The sequence below is a fragment of the Saccharothrix deserti genome (assembly GCF_009769385.1).
GTDB lineage: Bacteria > Actinomycetota > Actinomycetes > Mycobacteriales > Pseudonocardiaceae > Actinosynnema > Actinosynnema deserti.
Genome location: NZ_VKAB01000074.1, coordinates 1 through 19002 on the forward strand (window position 1 = coordinate 1; position 19002 = coordinate 19002).

Annotated in this window: 16 protein-coding genes and 1 other annotated feature; of the genes, 5 read left to right on the top strand and 11 right to left on the bottom strand. The window is 68.4% G+C overall.

All coding sequences use genetic code 11. The features are described 5' to 3' along the window. Window positions 1–199: 199 nt before the first annotated feature. Window positions 200–358, bottom strand: a complete 159-nt coding sequence (locus FM051_RS47285) for a hypothetical protein (protein WP_158854150.1) — start codon at window positions 356–358, stop codon at window positions 200–202. A 285-nt stretch (window positions 359–643) separates the two neighbouring features. Here FM051_RS47285 and FM051_RS53820 point away from each other — a divergent pair, with 285 nt between their 5' ends. Then, window positions 644–1267 (top strand): IS110 family transposase, encoded by a 624-nt coding sequence (locus tag FM051_RS53820; RefSeq protein ID WP_338019547.1) that lies wholly within the window; start codon window positions 644–646, stop codon window positions 1265–1267. Window positions 1268–1407: 140 nt separating this feature from the next. On the opposite strand, the gene FM051_RS51165 is transcribed toward FM051_RS53820, so the two are convergent. The 3 genes from FM051_RS51165 to FM051_RS47305 form a co-directional block, all read right to left on the bottom strand. Beyond that, window positions 1408–1653, bottom strand: a complete 246-nt coding sequence (locus FM051_RS51165; RefSeq protein ID WP_202919456.1) for a helix-turn-helix domain-containing protein — start codon at window positions 1651–1653, stop codon at window positions 1408–1410. Between the two features lie 65 nt (window positions 1654–1718). Beyond that, entirely contained in the window at window positions 1719–3188 is a 1470-nt protein-coding gene (locus FM051_RS47300) for an aldehyde dehydrogenase family protein (RefSeq protein ID WP_158854156.1), read from the bottom strand. A 142-nt stretch (window positions 3189–3330) separates the two neighbouring features. After that, window positions 3331–3660 carry an aquaporin gene (locus tag FM051_RS47305; protein ID WP_158854159.1) on the bottom strand — a complete coding sequence of 110 codons (330 nt, stop codon included), beginning with the start codon at window positions 3658–3660 and terminating at the stop codon, window positions 3331–3333. A 267-nt stretch (window positions 3661–3927) separates the two neighbouring features. Between FM051_RS47305 and FM051_RS47310 the strand changes: the two genes are divergently transcribed. Beyond that, on the top strand, window positions 3928–5613 hold the full coding sequence (locus FM051_RS47310; protein WP_158854161.1) for an IclR family transcriptional regulator domain-containing protein: 1686 nt from the start codon (window positions 3928–3930) through the stop codon (window positions 5611–5613). Window positions 5614–6361: 748 nt separating this feature from the next. Here FM051_RS47310 and FM051_RS47315 read toward each other — a convergent pair. Further along, complete coding sequence (locus FM051_RS47315) at window positions 6362–7051, bottom strand: hypothetical protein (protein ID WP_158854164.1); 690 nt, start codon at window positions 7049–7051, stop codon at window positions 6362–6364. A 290-nt stretch (window positions 7052–7341) separates the two neighbouring features. On the opposite strand from FM051_RS47315, the gene FM051_RS47320 reads away from it, so the two are divergent. Continuing rightward, window positions 7342–7800 (top strand): toll/interleukin-1 receptor domain-containing protein, encoded by a 459-nt coding sequence (locus FM051_RS47320; RefSeq protein ID WP_158854166.1) that lies wholly within the window; start codon window positions 7342–7344, stop codon window positions 7798–7800. A gap of 66 nt (window positions 7801–7866) precedes the next feature. On the opposite strand, the gene FM051_RS47325 is transcribed toward FM051_RS47320, so the two are convergent. The 5 genes from FM051_RS47325 to FM051_RS47345 all read right to left on the bottom strand — a co-directional run bounded on the left by FM051_RS47325 (window position 7867) and on the right by FM051_RS47345 (window position 15820). Beyond that, a complete protein-coding gene (locus FM051_RS47325) occupies window positions 7867–9441 on the bottom strand; it encodes a toll/interleukin-1 receptor domain-containing protein (RefSeq protein WP_238413196.1) in 1575 nt (524 codons plus the stop codon). Window positions 9442–9749: 308 nt separating this feature from the next. Further along, entirely contained in the window at window positions 9750–10010 is a 261-nt protein-coding gene (locus tag FM051_RS52750) for a histone-like nucleoid-structuring protein Lsr2 (RefSeq protein WP_158854172.1), read from the bottom strand. Next, window positions 10007–11662 (bottom strand): DUF6461 domain-containing protein, encoded by a 1656-nt coding sequence (locus FM051_RS53520; protein ID WP_158854175.1) that lies wholly within the window; start codon window positions 11660–11662, stop codon window positions 10007–10009. Before FM051_RS53520 ends, FM051_RS52750 begins: the two co-directional genes overlap by 4 nt. A 251-nt stretch (window positions 11663–11913) precedes the next feature. Further along, window positions 11914–12639, bottom strand: coding sequence for a hypothetical protein (locus FM051_RS47340; protein WP_338019546.1), 726 nt, complete (start codon window positions 12637–12639; stop codon window positions 11914–11916). Window positions 12640–12823: 184 nt separating this feature from the next. Continuing rightward, complete coding sequence (locus FM051_RS47345) at window positions 12824–15820, bottom strand: AfsR/SARP family transcriptional regulator (RefSeq protein ID WP_158854176.1); 2997 nt, start codon at window positions 15818–15820, stop codon at window positions 12824–12826. Window positions 15821–16039: 219 nt separating this feature from the next. Here FM051_RS47345 and FM051_RS47350 point away from each other — a divergent pair, with 219 nt between their 5' ends. After that, window positions 16040–17572, top strand: a complete 1533-nt coding sequence (locus FM051_RS47350) for an ISL3 family transposase (protein ID WP_162470807.1) — start codon at window positions 16040–16042, stop codon at window positions 17570–17572. A 76-nt stretch (window positions 17573–17648) separates the two neighbouring features. Here the strand turns inward: FM051_RS47350 and FM051_RS47355 are convergent, their stop codons facing one another. Next, window positions 17649–18458 (bottom strand): CHAT domain-containing protein, encoded by an 810-nt coding sequence (locus tag FM051_RS47355; RefSeq protein ID WP_158854179.1) that lies wholly within the window; start codon window positions 18456–18458, stop codon window positions 17649–17651. 53 nt (window positions 18459–18511) lie between these two features. Between FM051_RS47355 and FM051_RS47360 the strand changes: the two genes are divergently transcribed. Then, complete coding sequence (locus tag FM051_RS47360; RefSeq protein ID WP_158854182.1) at window positions 18512–18829, top strand: transposase; 318 nt, start codon at window positions 18512–18514, stop codon at window positions 18827–18829. Then, window positions 18790–18918: a sequence feature (AL1L pseudoknot), on the top strand. Its footprint overlaps the gene before it by 40 nt. Window positions 18919–19002 lie beyond the last annotated feature (84 nt).

Below are 19002 nucleotides of genomic sequence, written 5' to 3' on the forward strand. Positions count from 1 at the left end.
CCGCCGGTCGCGCGACGAGGTTGCCTGTCAGGTGCTGTGGACACGTTCATCAGGATCTCCGATCCCACCCCCAAGCGTGAACCCACCCCTCACACGAGGTGTCTCACCGCAGTCTGACCAAGAGGGCCGAACCACTGACACGGACTGACGCCTGCCTACTGACATCCAGTGACATATCTCAGGTCAGCGACCTGACGCCTCACACCCGTCCGGTCGGCTTCCGGTTGATCCACTTGTAGAACCACGACTGCGAGACCTCCAGGGCCCGGCAGGCGATCGCGTGCGGGACACCGGACATGGTCCTCTGGGACGCGATGAACTCCGCCACGATCACCGGTTCATCGAGTCCTTCACCCACAGGACCACCGAGCGCTTGAGGACTGTGAGGATGATCAGGCACCACCAAGCACGGGGTTGACCCGGCTTGAGACTGGCCGTGATGCCTTCGTGATGACCTGTCGCCCCGCGTGCGGATGGTGCGGCCCGGCCAGGCGGGGATGTGTCCCAATAGGGGCCTTGCCGTGCATCATCACAGTCCTGACCTCCTCGCCCGGTCGGCGTTGCCCGTAACGACCGACTCAGGAGACCCGTGACCCGCGCCCCCGACCACACCATCATCGAGCACGACCACCAGGACGAACAGGTGATCCTCGGGCTTGACACCCATGCCGAGGTCCATGTCGCAGCGGTGATCACGGTCCTGGGGGTGCTGCTGGGCACCCGCTCGTTCCCGCCACCGCCACCGGCTACGCGACGCTGCTGGACTGGGCCCGCGGCCACGGAGAGCTGCGCCGAGCCGGGGTGGAGGGCGCCAGCTCCCACGGCACCGCCCTCAACCGGCACCTGGGCTCGCGACAACGTGCAGGTGATCGAGGTCAATCGGCCTGATCGTGCCGTTCGACGCCGACGTGACAAGACCGACGCCATCGATGCCGAGAACGCCACCCGCGCCGTCCTGACCGCCCAGGCCAAGCGCGGCGACGGCGCGGTCGAGATGATCCGCCTCTTCAAGATCGTCAAGGACTCGGCGACCAAGGCCCGCCCCCAAACCATCAACCAGCTACGCGCCGTCCTGGTCCGCGCTGAACCCGCCGTGCGCGAGACCCTGACCGGGCTCGGCCTGTGCACGGTCCCGGTGACGTACAGGGCGAACCGGTCGAGCTGGCCGCGGCGCGGTGGCCGCGCACCAGGCCGTGGACGACGCCCGCCGCGGGCGCGGTGCTCGGGCGCCGGCTCCCGCCAAACGGGTAGTCGACGTACTCGTTGACCACAAACCTCTCCCTGTCGGTCGCCAACAGCATCATCGCCGTGGAGGAAGGCTTCACCCGCGTCGACGCCGCCTTGCGCGCAGTCACGCCGGTCATCGCACCCGGCCTTGATCAATCCGGGCGTTGGGACGTGCGGCCGTCAGGATGCTGTTCGGCGTGGCGTCGAATGCCTTTTGAAGGTACGGCTGAAATGCGCGACGTCGTTGAAACCCCAACGGAGGGCCACGTCTGTCACCGTCTCCGTGAGGCCGGCCTGGGAGAGTTCCCGGTAGCACGCTTTCGGACGGCGGTCACGGATCCGGCCGCTGATCGCCGTGCCCGCATCGGCGAAGGCGAGCTGCAGGTTGAGCCTGCGCACTCCGACGGGGATGAGCGTGGTGGACACGGGGACAGGGAGTTCGTGCCCGGATGGCCGGTGAGTCCGCCGACCGGCCGCCCGGACACCGGTGCTCAGATCGGGAAATGCGCGTGGCCCACGGCCTGCGCGGTGACCCAGCGCGTGTCGGTGAAGGCCTCGGCGCCCGCCTGCCCGCCGAAGCGGCCGTAGCCGGAGCTCTTCACGCCGCCGAAGGGTGCCTGCGGTTCGTCCGCGATGGACTGGTCGTTGACGTGGACGATGCCGGTACGCAGGCGGCCCGCGACCTCCAGGCCCTTCGCCAGGTTCTCGGTGATGATGCCCGCGGTCAGGCCGTACTGGGTGTCGTTGGCGAGCGCGACGGCCTCCTCGGCGCTGTCGACCACGTGGACCACCGTTGCCGGACCGAAGATCTCGTCGTAGTAGATCTTCATCTCCTTGGTGATCCCGGTGAGGACGATCGGGCGGATCAGCGTGCCCGGCTCCTCGATCTCGCCGGTGCCCGCGGCCAGTTCTGCGCCCTGGGAGACCGCGTCCGCGACGAGCGCCGAGACACGGCGGGCGGCAGCGTCGTTCACGACCGGGCCGACCGCCGTGCCCGGGTCGCTCGGATCGCCGTACGGCAGTGCCCGGACGCGGGCGGCGAACTTGGCCGTGAATTCGTCGGCGACCGCACGGTGGACGATGACCCGGTCCACGCACATGCAGATCTGCCCGGCGTTCATGAAGGAGCCGAAGACCGCGGCGTCCACCGCGTAGTCGACGTCCGCGTCCTCCAGCACCAACAGGGCGTTCTTGCCGCCGAGTTCGAGCACGGCGGGCTTGAGGTGCTGGGCGGCCTGGACGCCGATGGTGCGGCCGACCTCCGTGGAACCGGTGAAGTTGACCATCCGCACCCGCGGGTCGGCGATCAGTGCGGAGACCACCTCGGCGGCGTCGGCGGGGTCGTTGGTGACGACGTTGAGCACGCCCGCGGGCAGTCCCGCCTCGTGCAGGACGTCCGAGATCAGCAGGCCGCAGGCGATCGGCGCGTTCTCGCTGGGCTTCAGCACCACGGTGTTGCCCATCGCGATCGGCATCGCGACCGCGCGGACGCCGAGGATGACCGGCGCGTTCCACGGCGATATCGCGGCGATCACTCCCTTGGGCACCCGCACCTGCATGGAGTGGACGCCGTCGGCGTTGGTTGCGAGGGTCTGGCCGGTCGGGCGGCTGACCTCGGCCGCCGCCTCCAGCAGGATGTCGGCGGCCAGATGGGCGTTGAAGCCCGCCCAGGGCGCGACGCCGCCGACCTCCGCGGCCATCAGTCGTACGACCTCTTCGGTGCGCTCGGCCATCAGCTGCGCGGCGCGCAGGAAGATCCGGCGGCGTTCGGCCGGCTTGGTCGCGGCCCACGCCTCGAACGCGGCGTCGGCGGCGTCCACGGCACGGCGTACGTCGTCCGGCGTACCCGCGGCGACTTCCGCGCACACGGCGCCGGTCCAGGGGTTGATGTCGGAGGTGGTGCGACCGGAGGAGGCGGGGATCTCCTGGCCGTTGATGATCAGTCCTCGAGAGGTGGACACGATGCTCCTGGGGTGGGAAGCGGGGCTCAGGCCTCGGCAGACGTGGGCGAGGGAGCGGCAGACGTGGGCGAGGGAGCGGCCCGGCGGGTGCGCAGGGCGCGGTGGGCGAGGCCGACGAGGGCCGGGGCGGCCAGCGGCGCGATCATGTAGTTCCAGAAGTGCTCGTACGTACCAGAGAGCAGGGCCGGAGGGCCGGGCCGAAGGCGCGCGCCGGGTTGATGCTCGCGCCGGTCACGATGCCCAGGATCGCGATGACCACGCCCACGCCGATGCCGATGACCGCCGGGATCAGAACCCGCAGGGCGGCCTGACCATCACCAACGTCACCAGGCGGCGAGTACATCAGCGCCGCGATCACAGCAGCGACCGCGATTCCCGCGACGGCGAACAGGGTGTGCGGGGTGCCGATCGCCAGCGACGAGCCGGGGAAGGCCAGCCGGCGGACCAGGCTCACCACGACGAAGAGAAGCACCGTGGTCAGCGCGAATTCGTAGGCGCAGTGCCGGACGAGGTCCCGCGCGGCTCTGGGCGGAAGTGCTCATGGGAGTCCTCAGGGCAGGGCCGGTGGGCTGCTTCCCGCAACACACAGGCTACGATTTTTCGCTGAGTGAACTTCCATTCACTGAACGAGTGCGCCGAGTTTGCGTGATCGTCATGACAGCTGTCAATGACCGGCAGCGTTCTCCGCAAGACGGATACGGCCTCATGCGCAGGGAAGCGGAAGTACAGGAGGAAAGCCATGGCGCCGGGCGTTTCGAAGGCGTCGGCGGCCCCTTCGTCGACAGACTCCGGGGCTGAAGCCACCGGCCCGCTCGAGCGTGGACTGGCCGTCTTGCGGATCATGGCCGACGCCCCGCACCCGATGCGCCCGGGCGACCTCGCCCGCGCGACCGACCTGGCCCGTTCGGCCGTCGACCGGATCACCGCCACCCTGACCCACCTCGGCCACCTGCGACCCGAGGGACGCGAACTCGTGCTCACCCCTCGCCTGATGGAATTCGGCAACGCCTATCTGGACGCGAGCGGCCTGTCCCATGCGCTGCGACCGAGCCTGGAGCGGCTGACCCGCACCTTGGGCGAGTCGGTCTCGGCGATCGTCCCCGACGGCCCCGACGCACGCATCGTCGGCAAGGCCGTCCCACCCGGCCGCGTGATCCCCCTGGGCTTCCGCGTCGGCGACCTACTGCCCGCCGAGCGCTGCGCGGCCGGTGCCGTACTCGCCACCGGGTGGGAGCCGGAAACGCACGACGCCTGGCGCGCCCGCCGCGCCGCAGACCCCCTCGACGCCGGTTTTCCGGCCGTTCCCACGCGCCGCGCCGCTCCCCGTCCCGAGCGGACGGAAGCCGACTTCGCCGCCTGGACCGCGGCGGCGACCGCAAACAGTTGGGCGCTGGACGACCAACTCGTCTCCCCGGGCCTGGTCACGGTGGCGGTCCCCGTGTACGGCCCCGACTGCCGGCCCGTGTGCGCGATCAGCGTGCTCGCGCACACCAGCCGCCGCAGCGGCGACGAACTGCGCGAGCACGCCCTGACCGCGCTGACGGAGGCGGCCCGGGACATCGCGGACGAGTTGTACGGCGCCTCGGGGGCAGCCGCTCCCCCACCGGCCGCCCCCGCCTACACCGACGCCAAGCCCGAACTGGGACCGTCCTTCCTCCAAGCGCTGGCCAGAGGCCTGGCCGTGCTGACCGCGCTCGGCCGGCGGCGCGGTGGACTCTCCGTCGCCGAGGCCGCCGAGGCCGCCGGACTCTCGTACCCCAGCACCCGCCGCAATCTGCTGACGCTGAGTCAACTCGGTTACGTGGAACAGCGCGGCCGCCGTTTTCTGCCCGCCCCGCGCGTCCTGGAACTCGGATACGCACGCCTGTCCACCCTCACCCTTGCCGATATCGCCCAGCCCCATCTCGTCGAACTGTCCGGACAGGTGAGGGAATCGGTCTCGCTCGCGGTCCTCGCCGGCGCCGAGGTCCGCTATGTGGCCCGAGCCGCCACAGAACAGATCACCAGCGCCCGGATCACGCCCGGCACCCGGCTGCCCGCGTACGCCACCTCCATGGGCCGGGTCCTGCTCGCGAACCTGCCCGAGGCAGACCAGCTGGAGCGGATCCAAGCCCTGCGCCCCCAGGCCCTGACCCCGCACACGCTCACCTCGCCCGAAAGGCTTGCCGCCGCCCTGGACCAGGCCGCCGAGGAGGGATACGCCCTGGTCGAGCAGGAGTTGGAGGCGGGCCTGCGATCGCTGGCCGTACCGGTCCGAGACCGGAACGGGCGAACTGTCGGAGCCGTGAACGTCGCCCTGCACGCCGGTCCGGAGCCGCCCGAGCACACCCGGAACACCATGCTCCCCGCGCTGCGTGCCTGCGCCGCCCGCATCGAGACCGACCTGGCCGTCGCCTTCGCATTCGCTCCCGTACAGACGGGCTGACCACCCATCGTGCGCGACGGCATGCAATTGTTCGCCTAAGTCGGGACCACCCACGCTTGCCGCCATACGCCTCTACTTGGCCAGCGCCACCCCGCCGTCCTGGCCGTCCCTCGTGCGCTCGGCCAAACGGACCAGTCCAAGCCGTTGATCAGGTTCGACTCCGGCCTGGTCATTCCCGACAGATCCGGCCATCCGTGAACCACGGCAGCGAACCTCGAAGATCGGCTTCGCTGTTGTGGGCGGAACCCGCAGGATCCCACCCACAACGGCCGGTCAGTCCCGCGAAGGCAGTCCGAACTGACACTCAACCACTAGCCTGCCGGTGCAAAACCGCTGGTCAGCCCAGTTCTCATCCTTGGTAATCCCGCCGGGGGCACGCAACTGATCAAGTGTTTGCGCAGATCAATCCAGATCCCCTCACAAGCCGCCTCGAGCGCGGAACCCCAGCGCCAAGCAGACCGATCTGCCCGCTCCTACCCAAACCGATGCTAAAACAGGGACTCACCCTCTAAAGTAGCTGGTCAAGAAGTGTCTTCCCCGCGCGAGCGGGGGTGGTCCGAAGTCCAGGTGGTGTGTTCCGAGGTTTTCCTCGTCTTCCCCGCGCGAGCGGGGGGTGAGGTTCACCCGGAGTAGTGGACACCCTGTCCGTCAAAACGGGTCAACCCCACTCCTGAACTGGTTCGGACATGACCCTCGACAAGTCATATCCTTGCAGCCCAGAGCACCTTTCTCCTTGATCGACACCCTTTCACGCCGAAACACCGTGAAAGCAGCGGGCTAATGCGGACCGACGGTCCGACCCCGACAGGTTGAAGTGCCGTCCGTCAGGCGACACACGCTGGCGAAAGATTCGCGCTTTCCGCGAACGAGCGGAGGCAGTACAGGTCAAGATCGACAGAGGTGGCACCGACATCCCCGCGCCAGGCCACATGTTGAGCCGCCTGCATTGGATAGGGTTGGTCGGTGGGATCAGGCCAGGCACGGGTGCACCTTTCGGTCTCGACCTGGCAGCAGCCGTTTCCGCGCCCGGCGTCCCCTGAGCGCAGCGCATGCGGACCTGGTCGTAGTACTGGTCGCGACCGCGTACGTGGATGCGGAGCCGGTAGGTGCCCGGTCCGGCGGGGGTCAGTGAGGGCAGGGTGGTGGTGGGCGGGCCGTCTTCGTAGGAGTCGACGCGCAGTTCGCCGTGGGGAGCCGTCACGTTGATGTCGACGATCTCGTCCCACGGGCCGGGGTCGACCGCGGAGGGGTCCTGTTCGGCGGCGACTGCCCGCACCCGGATGTATCCCTGGCTGATGCCGGTGTAGACGAGGGCACCGGACGGCAAGGCGCGAATCACGCCGTTGGACCAGGCGCCAGCCGTCGTGGGGAGTTCGCCACGATCGAGCAAGCCGAAGCCGTGCTCGATGACGTGCAGTTGGTGCCAGGGCTCCGTCATGACTGTTGCCTTTGTCGAGGAGTTGTATGCCGTCGAGCTCAGTCGTAGTCCACACTGTCTCTTCCAGGAACCGGCAGGTTGCGAGCGCTGTACTTACAACCTGATCAGAGGGTCGCTGGCCGTTCCCGGGGCGGCTTCGACGAAGTAGTGGCCACGTAGCCAGCAGCCAGTGGTGGCGATAGTCCCAGTCGAGCACCCGCCGATCTCGTCCGACAGGAAAAACGCCTCGTCGATCCAGATGCTCCAGCGCGCGTGATCCGTTTCGCGCAGTCCTGATCTACGCTGCCAGTATGACCACCGGAACATCCCCGGGCCATGTCTTCCTGTCATACGTCCGGGAGGACGAGCGCCGGGTAGGCCGCTTGCAGCACCTTCTCGAAGCTGCGGACTTGCCTGTCTGGCGTGACACAGACAATCTGTGGCCGGGGCAAGACTGGAAGCTGGAAATCAGCAAGGCGATCGGTCGTGGCAGCTTTGCTTTTATCGTCTGCTTCTCCGAACACAGCGCCGCCCGCGATAAGTCCTATCAGAACGAAGAACTCGTGCTGGCAGCCGAGCAAATGCGGCTCAGGCGACCGGGGAAGCCCTGGCTCATCCCCGTGCGATTTGCCGAAGTCGACGTCCCTCACTTCAGCCTCGGAGCCGGTCGGATGCTCAGCGATCTGCAAGGGGTGGATCTGGTTGGCGACAACTGGGAGTCGGGTGCCGTCAGGTTGACCACCGCGATCAAGATGATGCTCGCCGCGTAGACCCTGGTTCCGTGACGCTCGCTATCCCGGTGTCGACGTGGCTGAGTCCTCAGCGCGAACTGAGCTCTAGACATCCGACAACGGTCGGATGTGCCAAAGATACACAATTCCGTGGTTGTCGCCTACCGCGAGCGTCGTACCGTCTTTACTGAAGGCGATACTCGTGATCCAGCCTGATTCGCCACCGACCTTGATGCTTTTCGCGGCTTTGTCTACTATTCTTCTGGCCGTGTTCGATCGGGAGTTCCAAAGCTGCACCTCGCGGTTGTGTGCCACGGCGAACACCTTGCCATCCGGCCGGAAAGTGATGATGGGGTCACTGCTGGAGCTCGTGAGCTCCAGCAGGGTCGCGATCCGCTTGTTGCCTGGCAAATCCCATGCGTCCAAGGTATACGGAGTGGCCTCGGCGTCCGATGATCCCCCCGCTATCAATACGGTGCGATCGGGACTTAGCATCGTCGGTCCGGTCAACCTCGGGAAATCACCAAGCGTTGTCGCCGACGTCGCATCCCACACCACCACACCGAACTCGCCGCTCACATCCAGGCGCATTCCACAGGTGATCAGGTGACGGTTGTCGTCGAAGACCACCGTGTCCACGATGTGCGGCGCGGTCGTAGTAGCAACAACTTTCGACGAGGTTGCATCCCAGGTCTGCAACAACCCGTTACCGCAGCCACCCACCACCAGATCGGTGCCCGGCACGAACGCGAGGCAACTCAGATTCTCCGTCGGAAGGGGATCGCCGCTGGTGAACTGGGACATCTTCCACAAGCGGACCGTCCGGTCTGCGGTTCCGGTCGCCAGGTACTGCCCATCCGGGCTGAAGGCCACCGGCGGTCCACCGCCAGCCAGGATCTGCACGCGCTGGTGACTGACCGCGTTCCACAGCCGAGTGTTGCTCTCGATCGTTTCGTTGCCCCCGGTGGCGATGAGCCGGCCATCCTTGGCGAAGTCGATAGAAGCGACGCCCGACAGGCCCACGTGGCCGGTTTCCCACTGTCTCGGGTTTCCGGCCTCGACCGTGTGCGACGCGTTCGAACCAGACTGTGCGCCATCGGCCCGATGGGCGCCTCCGGCGGATGTGGACGTGCCATAAACGAGCGCTGCTCCGGCTGCGGCGGACAACAGTCGCCGACGTGTCAACGCGACGGCCGATGATCCCCCTGCCGCCCGGGAGCCTTCCCACTCCAGGGCGTGGACCACGACGCGCACAAGCCTGGCGATTCCCTCGTCCCAGTGGTCGCCGAAGAGGTCGATCCGCTGCAATGAGTCCAAGTTCTTGCCCGCCCCGAGATCGAAGTGGGGCAAGGTGCACTCGGCGAACCGGACCGGGATGATCCACGGCCTACCTGGTCGGCGCATGCGCATGTGCTCGACGGCCTGGTTCAACTCTTCGTACTGATAAGAGGTCTCCCGTTTTTCGCTGACCTCGGAGAAGCAGGCGATGAAGACGAGGCTGTCATTGGCTATCGCGCGACGGATCTCGATCTTCCAGTCCTGGCCGGGCCACAGGTCGCGTGTGTCCCGCCACACGTCCACACCTGCCGCCTCAAGCGCTCTCTGCAAACGGTCCGCGCGAAGGGCATCCTCACGGACGTAGGAGATGAAGGCATGACCAGGTGGGTGTTCCGCGGTCATCGGTTCCACTGCGCCAGTTTAGGGCGGTGGTATCGATTTTGAAGACGCTCGTCGAGCGAACTTCAGCGGAGTAGCCGCAAATTTGCGGACTGCCCAGCTCCAAGAACAATCCCTCCATTGTGAATGCGTCTATGTGACCACTGGAGCGCTTGTCCCCAGTGGTCACGACGCTGCACTGGTCGCATCCCGCACTCGGAGTTCCCGGACGTACTCTCAGCCGGCAGCTCGGCGAGTGACAGGCGGCGCACAGCTGGGATCCGCCGTCGCAAGCAGCACTGCGAGTTCCTTCGAGCGGAGCAGGTCCCGCGTCAGCGGTGCGCCGCCTCGAACGCCTCGATGACGTGGGCGGGGATGCGGCCGCGGTCGGAGAGTTCGTGGCCGTTGCTCCTGGCCCACTCGCGGATGGCCTTGGTTTGCTCCTTCGTGCGGGCTTCGGCTACGCCCCGGCGCGTGGTCGTGGCACCGCGCTTGACCCGGCCGCCACTGCGGCGGGCGCTGGCCACGAAGTCGGCCAGGCTGTCACGGAGTTTGGCGGCGTTCTCCGGGCGGAGGTCGATCTCGCAGGTCACTTGTCCAGGACGTAGGCTTGGTCGGCGGTGTGGATCGCGGCCAGGTCGTCCGCTGTGATGCCGCGGCCGGTGAAGCGTGCGATCGCGGTCAGGCCGTTGGCGTTGCGGTGCCGGAAGTCGTCGAAGTCCAGGTCTTTGGTGTGCGGTGCGCCGGGTTCGTGGCCCGGATGGCCCGCGAACAACAGGTCTCCGCGCTCGGCGACGGTGAGCTGGAAGTTGGCGTTGACGTTCCAGTACAGGCTCGCGGCTTTCCCGTTGCGGGACAGTGCTGTCAGCGTGTCATGGTCGGCGCCTCGGAAACCGTTGTACTCGACGGTCAGCACGACGTCGTCGACCGCGAGCACGGCGACCAACGGCTCCGGGTAGCCGAGCCGTCGCCGCGACGGGCGCCCTGCCGTCTCTCTGATCGACACGGGTGCGGCCGGGTCGCCGCCGAAGGTGCTGATCACCTCGTCCGGGGTGAGGCCGTGGACAACGGTGATCGTGGCGGCCTCGCTGAGTGAGCTTTTCTCGATCCACCGGTGCTCGGCGTCGAGTGGGATCACCAGAGGTGGTTCGGGTTCCCCGCGCAGCCGATGGCCGAGCCGGTCTGTCTTCTTGTGCACCATCTCGGGCGCGGCCGGTGCCTGCCACATGACCACGTCGTAGGAGTCTTCGCCGTCGTCGCGGCCGGTCACATGCACACGGACGCGATAGTCACCGGGCCACGGCGGCGATTCCCAACGATGGTGGTGCTTGGGTGTGTCACCGTGCACATGCGCGCCTCCTGCCGACGCGGTCCAGCTGATCTCGACGACCTCGTCCCAGCCGGTCAGGACGATCTCGTCGGGCGGCCCGGTCAGCACGTGCATCGATGTCCGAACATGGCCTGCCGCCACGCCGGTACGGACCACCACGCCGTCCTCGACCGCGGCCACCAGGCCGTTGCCGGAGAAATCGACGCTCGTGGGTGCCGAGCCTTCGGTGATCCAGAACTGATGATCCGTCACCGCGGCCGTCGCCGACGACGACCGCGGCAGCCGGTATTCAGCGCGCCTCTTGGCCAACACGGCCGCCGCGTAGCCGGGCGGCTTGGGCGCCGTCGGCAGGACGACCGCCGCGGCACCCAGTGCCACACCGATGATCGCGGGCGTCTCGCCGCCCACGGCGGTGCCCAACGAGCGCAGTACCGCGGTCGACACGATCACGGCCAGAGCGAAGTGCGCGGCACCGTGCCGCGCGGCGATCTCCGCTTCGTCACCGGTCGCATCCGGCACGGCAGCCTTGTCCCGCAACGCTTCCACCAGGTCCACCACGAGATCGGTCGCACCGGGGTGCAGCTTTTCGACGATGGCTACAGGCCGCTTCGTGGCGGTCTCCTCGCCGACGACCCCCACCATGCCGAACCGCGTGACGTCCGGCCTGGTCAGACCGGAAACAAGATCATGCGGGATGTCCACGGCCAGCCGATCGACGGCGAGTTCCAGCGCACCCAGCAGACGTTCGGAGAGTACGTCGCCGATTCCGTCCAGTGCCGCTTGGACTCTCGTGCCACGCTGCCGACGCTCCTTCGGCTCCCACCGGCCAAGCCGGGCAGCGGGCTCCTTGGGCACGAGCGCGACGATGTCCGGCAGCGCAGCCGACACGAGCGGTTCGAAATCCTTGATCCCCATCACACCATCCTGCGAATGCGGCGAAACCGACCGCCAGCCGTGTCCCCGGCGTGGGTCGTACGGCAATTACACGAAGCCGGGCCCCGCATCACGCCGTAGTTGTGGCGCGGGTGCCAAAGAGCCACGACTTGTTCGATTGGGCGGTTGCCTCGCTACCTGCGCACGAGGACACAACCCGCCGGGATGGTCCAGGAACCTGAGGTGGCCGAAACTGGCGCCGTCCCAAGCCCCGGCCATTGCTCCGTGTCGCTTCAATTGGTCCAGACGACCGGGCCGTCGCTGTACTCGTCGCCCTCGTCGAACTCCGCGGCCGTGACAGGGCTGCCTTTCGTGGCGCTGAGCGTGCAGGTCTCGTACGACGCGCCCTTGGTGGTGAACCCGGTGGGCGCGCTCTCGTTGTCGCACTTGCCCGGGATGTCACCGATCAGCACGACGCCCGTGCCGGTGCCACCGTCCAGCACACCGCCCAGCTTCAGCGACGCGTACGACAGGTCGGTGCCGCCGACGTTCTCCACCTTCATCTTGATGAAGTACGGCGTCAAACCCTTTGCCTTCTCGCCGAAGGCGGCCATGTCGGCCTCGGTGCCCTTCTCGATCGCCGTGACGGTGACGGCGATGGTGCCCTTCTTCTTGCTCGTGTACTCGAACGGCAGGACAGCCCTGTCGCCGACCTTGAGTTTTGTGCCCGGCGCAGTGACGTCACCCTCGACTGGAACGCCACTGTCGTCATCGATGGCGGGGGTCGTGTTCTCGGTCGGCTCGGACGAGGACGGGGTCGACGACGGCGGCGGCGAGGCCGGGGCCGGAACCGCCGACCCCGCCTTGTCGCTGCCACAGGCCGAGAGCCCGAGCCCGATGGTGGCCAGAGCAGCCGCGAATACGATGCGTCCCTTGTGCACTTTTACCTCACTGGTAAGAGAGCTGTCCGGTACGACAGCCTCGAACGTTCGATTGATCCAAGAGATGACCGGCAACACAGCCGGGCACTTCGGTGGCGGTTTGATCCCACGCGCCTCGCCGAGGAGTCGCCTTGGAGGTCAGAACCGGCTCGTCGGCAACGAAATGTTGCGACAAGCCGCTCTGGCATCAGAGTGACGCATCCTGGTATACGGCTGGCACATGTCGGGAATATGAGGCCGATGGGACTGCCGGCCGCACGGATCAGCGGATCTCGGCGCCCACGGTGGCCGCCTCGCGGGCCAGGCGATCGGCGGCGGCGTCATCGCCCGCGGCGGCGTGTAGCCGGGCGAGCCTTTCCAGCACACCGGCCAGCAGGTACCGGTAGTTGATGCTGCGGGCCAGTTCGACCGCGTGTTCTCCCTGGCTGATCGCGGCTGGAAGATCATGGCGGTCGTGCAGGCCGGGATCGAGCAGGTCGATGAGAACACGGGTTTCGAACATGGGGTCATGGAGCGCACGGGCGACCTCCACGCCTTCGAGGAGCCGCCGGCGCGCATCGGCATGCTCGCCTCGGGCCAGATGGAGGCAGCCCCAGGCATGGGCCACATAGAACCCGCCGGAGGACCCGATGTCGCCGGCATAGGCGGACAGTTCGGTGAAGGCCTCCTCCGCCTCGGCATGCCGGCCGAGTGCGAGCTGCGCGTGGCCGAGCCAGTACGTGTCCCGCGCGATCAAGGTCCGGATTCCCTGTTCCCTCGCCTCGGCGACGATCTCCGCGAGGACCTCCACCGCGACGCCGGGCCTCCCCGCCTGCAGGTGAGCGAGGCCGACCTGCGAGTACGCGTGCAGTGCCGCTGCGGCCTGCCCGCCGGCGTTGAGCCGTTCGTACGCCTCGCCGCCCGCCGCGATCGCCTCCGTCAAACGTCCGTTGGGCACGAGGAAGAACGGCGCGTTGCTCAGTGCTTCCAGGTAGCCCCGCTGGTCGCCGATCCGCTCGAACAGGCGCATGGCCTCGGTATTGGACTCTTCCGCCGGGCCGTACCGGCGCCTGGTGTAGCGCAGTCCGGCCATCGAGATCAGCAGCCTGGCCTGGCCCCGCAGGTTCCCTGCGGCCTTGGCCAGGGCCATCGCCGTCTCGTAGCACTCCTGCCAGTCGTCGAAGTACCGCTCCGTCTCGAACAGCGCGTGCCCGCCCACGGCCAGCTCGCAGCAGAGCTCGTCCCTGCCGAGTTCCGCGGCTTGCCGCACGCCGGCTACCAGTGCGATCCGCTCCGAGTCCAGCAACGACATCGGCGGGACGGAAGGCGGCAGGCTCGCCTCCACCTGCTCCGGCCGCCAGCGCGAAGCGTCCCGCTGGAACATGTTCTGGCCCATGTGGTCGCGATCGGCGATGTCCGTGAGGGCGAGGAGGGCGCTGAGGGCGCGAACGACGGCCGCGTGCCGGGCCGCCACGGACTCCTCGTCGTCCGCTCGTTCCCTGGCGTACACGCGGATCAGGTCGTGGAAGCCGTAGCGCGCCTGGCCATCCGGTGTTCCGGTGACGTCGAGCAGGTGGACATCGACCAGTTCGTCGAGGAGTTCCTGGGCGGCGCGCAGTTCGGTGTCGAGTGCGGCGGCCGCCGCCCAGAGTGGGAAGTCGGGTGCCTCCAGGAGTCCGAGAAGCCGGAACAGCCGTTGCGCCTCGGGCCGGAGCCCTTCGTAGCTCAGCCCGAAGCTGGCCCGTACTTCGAGATCGCGGTATCGGAGCGCGTCCAGCCGATGCTGTTCGTCCGCCAACCGCGACACGAGGTCCGGGAGGCGCCAATGCGGTCGCGACGCCAGTAGCGAGCCGACGATCCGCAGCGCGAGCGGCAGCCGTGCGCACAGCCGTACCAGGGCGGACAGCTCCACTTGGGTCGCCCCGGCCAGTCGGTCGTCCATGCTGTTACCCAGCAGGGCCAGACTGTCGGCCTCGGACATCTCGCCGAGCTCGACCCGGTGCGCGCCACCGAGACCGCCCAGCCGTACGCGGCCGGTGACGATCACACCACACGTCCCGCTCGCCGGTATCAAGGGCGCCAATTGCGCCTCGTCGAGCGCGTCGTCGAGCACCACCAGGATCCGGCGTTCCGCGAGCAGACTCCGGTAGCGCTCCGCACGCTCCTCCGGATCATCCGGCACCGCGGTAGCGGGTACGCCCAGCGCCCGCAGGAAGCGGCCGAGCACGACGGCCGGGTCGACCGGCTGGGCACGCACGCCGGCCAGCGCCGCGAACAACTGCCCGTCGGCGTACACGGACTTGAGGCGATGCGCGGCCTGCACCGCGAGCGCGGTCTTGCCGATCCCGCCAGGGCCCGAAATCGTCACCATCGCGGCCGGCTCGTCGCAGGCGTGATCATTGCGGAGCACCGCCTCGATCTCCGCCAGCTCCACCTGCTGCCCGGTGAAGTCACCGAGCACCGGGGGCAGCATCCGGGGTCTGGCGCTGTCGGCATCGTTGGCTTCCTGGTATTCCCGCGCACCGATCGTGACCGCCGGATCGAGCCCGGGGTCCTCGTCGAGGATGGCCTGGTGCAGGTCCCGCAACTTCTGACCAGGGTCCAGCCCGGTCTCCTCGACCAGGACGTCACGGGCCTGGAGATAGGCCCGCAGCGCGTCCGCCCGCCGGCCACAGCGATACAGCGCGAGCATGAGCTGGGCCCACATCCGCTCGCGGAACGGGTGTTCCTTCGTCAGCGCGGTCAGCTCGCCCAGAAGCTCGCCGTGCCGGGCGAGCCGAAGGTCGACGTCGATCCGCTCTTCAAGTACGCAGAGCCGCAGCTCGTCCAGGCGTGCGGCCTCCGCGACCAGCGCGGAGACGTCGGCCATCCCGGCGAACGCGGGCCCCCGCCAGAGACTCAGGGCCTCATCGAAGAGACGGCGCGACTGCTCGAACTCCCCGGCCACCAGCGCCGCACGGGCCATGACCGCCAGATCCTCGAAACGCGCCGCGTCCAGCTCGTCCCTGTCGGCACGCAACAGATAGCCGGAGCCCTCCCAGGTGATGCGCCCCGGATCCCCCAGGCACTGCCGGAGCCGGTGGACGTAGGTCTGCACGTTCTTGGCGGCGCTCTTCGGCTGCTCCTCACCCCAGATCGCCTCCGCGAGCACGTCACCGGCGACCGGCCGGCCCAGCCCGCACAGCAACACCGCCAGGAGCACCCGCGCTTTCGGCGTGCCCAGATCCAGCGGTACGCCTGCCCGCCACACGGTCAGCGGGCCCAGTACTCCGAAGTCCACAGCCGCCCCTCACTCCACTCGGAGATCACTCTAATCGGGCCGATGCCCGGCAGCGCCCCATGGCGAACCCCGAAGCCGAACAGAACGTGAGACCTGCAACGACGCCATGATCACGGTGACAGCATGGACGCCTGCCAGGGCCACGGGACTGTAAAACGAGCGGCTCTGGCCCGTAGTCGGTGGTGACGTCAGGTAGCCGTTCGCAATCATGATCTTGTGATGGATGTCGACTCCCTTGTAGGGACGGTGTTTTCCGGGTTGTCGGCGCTGGTCGTTGAGAGCGTGGCGGAGAGTGGCGGCACGGTGGTGGTCACGGCCCGCACTCGGGATGTGGCCGTGCTGTGTCCGGTGTGCGGAACTGCGACGGCGAAGGTGCACGGGTATCACCACCGGACGGTGAAGGACGTGCCGGTCGACGGTCGCCAGGTCGTCGTCCACCTGCGCGTGCGGCGGTTGGTCTGCCCGGCCCGGGGTTGCCGGCGGCAGACCTTCCGGGAACAGATTCCCGGACTGCTGGAACGCCACCAGCGCCGCACGGTGCGGCTTGTCCGGCAGGTATCCCACGTGGCGCAGGAGTTATGCGGCCGGGCAGCCGCACGCCTGGCCGGCCTGCTGGCCGTGCCGGTGTCCCGCAGTACCGCGTTGCGCCGTCTACGGCGCCTGCCGCTGCCCGAGCAGACGGTCCCGCGGGTGATCGGCGTGGACGATTTCGCCCTGCGCCGCCGCCACCGCTACGCCACGATCATCATCGACGCCGAGACCGGCCGACGCGTCGCGGTCCTGCCCGGCCGCGACGCGGCCACCCTGGAGTCCTGGCTGCGCGACCATCCCGGTGTCCAGGTCGTGTGCCGGGACGGCTCGGCCACCTACGCCGAGGCCGTCCGCCGCGCCCTGCCCGACGCGGTGCAGGTCAGCGACCGATGGCACCTCTGGCGAAATCTCTGCGACAAAGTCCTGCTCGAGGTCCGCGCGCACGCCGGGTGCCGGGCCACCGTCAACCCACCCCGCCCCGGCGGAGTCCACGAGCAGACCACCCGCGAACGCCGGAACAAGGTCCACGATCTGCTCGGCCGGGGCGTCGGCCTGCTCGACTGCTCCCGCCGCCTCGGCGTGGCCCTGAACACCGTCAAACGCTACGCCCGCATGCCCGAACCCCAAACCCTGCGCATCGCCCCCACCTACCGCCCGACCCTCGTCGACCCCTACCGCGACCACCTGCGCGCCCGCCGCGCGGCCGATCCCGCGGTCCCCGTCACCCAGCTGCTCGCGGAGATCCGGGAGTTGGGCTACACCGGCAGCGCCAACCTGCTGGTCCGCTACCTCAACCAGGGCCGCGCCGAAGGCGACCGCCCCGTCACGACCTCCCGTCACGCCGGCCGCCTCCTGCTCACCAACCCCGAGAACCTGCGCCCCAAGGACACGACCCTGCTGGAGAAGATCACCGCGGCCTGCCCGGAGATGACCGCACTCGCCACTCTGGTACACGGCTTCGCCGCCCTGCTGACACCGGCCGCGGGCAACGACGTGAAACTCACCGAGTGGATCGCGGCGGCCCGCGCCGTCGACCTGCCCCACCTGCGCAGTCTCACCAACGGTCTCGAGATCGACCGGTCCGCTGTGGACGCCGCTCTCACCCTGCCCCACCACAACGGCCGCACCGAAGGCGTCAACACCCGCACCAAAAGGATCATGAGACAGATGCACGGGCGCGCCGGATTCGACCTTCTCCGCCACCGCATCCTCCTGCCCTGACAGATGCCCAGCGTCACCACCGACTACGGGTCAGAGCCGAACGTTTTACAGTCCCCACGGCGGTCGACGCACGGGGTCAGGGGCCGTGGTGGATGTGGGAGGCCCACTGTATGGGCAGGGCGGGATGGCGGGCGCGGTGGGCGTGGACGGCATGGTGCAGGGCTGTCGCGGCGGTGGTCGGGTCTGGAGAAGTCGTGCATGGGCGGGTGAGGTGGGTGTAGAAGTCCCTGGCGATGGTCACGGCCGCACGGTCGTTGATAGGCCACAGAGTGCCGACGACGCTGCGGTAGCCGGCGAGCTGGAACGCGGCGGTCACATGCACCGCCTCATCGGCGTGGCGCGCGGTGGTGTCGGTGGTGCTGCACGCGGAGAGGTAGGCAAGTTCGCTGCGGTCGAGGCGCAGGCGGCTGATGGCGGCGACGGTGAACGGCTGGTCGAGGTGGTCGCGCAGTAGCAGGCGGCTGTCGGCTGGCGCGCGTAGGTCGGCGACACCGTGGCACGCGAAGTGTGCGATTTCGTGGTGTGGCAGAGCGGCGGTGACGGTGGCGCGGCCGGGTGAGGGCAAGACTTTCGTGGCGGGTAGCAGCTGGGTGAGGAGGTCGGCTTCGACAACCGCGCCAGGCAGCGGTGCGGTGCCGGGAGCGTCGGGAACAGAGATGACCAGCGTCGACGGAGCCTCGGACGGGCCGGGCCGAGGGCCGCGGGCGTGGGCGAGCGCCCGAATCGTGGACGTGTAGGAGGACACCACCCGGTCCATCACGGTGTCGTGCGTGCCCTCGTTGTGGCGGCCGGCGGCGTGCAGCGGCAGGAACGCACACGGACCAACCGGGCACCACCAAAGCCGCGGCCACGGTTCGTCGTCGGCCGGGGGACCGGTGCGACCCAAAGTGTTCCGTACCGGGTTTGATGGAGACCATCAAGCCTGGATGATGAGGACTAATGGCCCCACCGAAGAAGTACCCAGACGAGCTGCGTGAGCGGGCGACCCGGATGGCCGTGGAGGCCCGTCGGGACCCGGCTGCGGCGACCGGCGCGATCAAGCGGATCGCCGAGCAGCTCGGGATCCACCCCGAGGCGCTGCGGACCTGGGTCAAGCGCGCGGAGATCGATGCCGGTGACCGGCCGGGAACCACGTCGAGCGATGCGGAACGGATCGCGCAGCTCGAGCGGGAGAACCGGGAACTGCGCCGTGCCAACGCGATCCTGAAGTCCGCGTCCGCTTTCTTCGCGGCGGAGCTGGACCGCCCCTCCCGCTGATCGTCGCCTACATCGACGCCCACAAGCACGAGTTCGGAGTCGAGCCGATCTGCGCCGTCCTCACCCAGGCCGGCATCAAGATCGCTCCGAGCACCTACTACGCCGCCCGCTCCCGCCCGGCCTCGGCACGCGCGGTCCGCGACGCGGTGGTCACCGAGAAGATCAAGGAGGTG

Excerpts from the sequence above, each read along its gene's own strand:
- FM051_RS47310 (WP_158854161.1), top strand. The coding sequence starts at position 3,928 with ATGGCGCCGGGCGTTTCGAAGGCGTCGGCGGCCCCTTCGTCGACAGAC.
- FM051_RS47315 (WP_158854164.1), bottom strand. The coding sequence starts at position 7,051 with ATGACGGAGCCCTGGCACCAACTGCACGTCATCGAGCACGGCTTCGGC.
- FM051_RS47320 (WP_158854166.1), top strand. The coding sequence starts at position 7,342 with ATGACCACCGGAACATCCCCGGGCCATGTCTTCCTGTCATACGTCCGG.
- FM051_RS47325 (WP_238413196.1), bottom strand. The coding sequence starts at position 9,441 with ATGACCGCGGAACACCCACCTGGTCATGCCTTCATCTCCTACGTCCGT.
- FM051_RS53520 (WP_158854175.1), bottom strand. The coding sequence starts at position 11,662 with ATGGGGATCAAGGATTTCGAACCGCTCGTGTCGGCTGCGCTGCCGGAC.
- FM051_RS47350 (WP_162470807.1), top strand. The coding sequence starts at position 16,040 with ATGGATGTCGACTCCCTTGTAGGGACGGTGTTTTCCGGGTTGTCGGCG.
- FM051_RS47360 (WP_158854182.1), top strand. The coding sequence starts at position 18,512 with ATGGCCCCACCGAAGAAGTACCCAGACGAGCTGCGTGAGCGGGCGACC.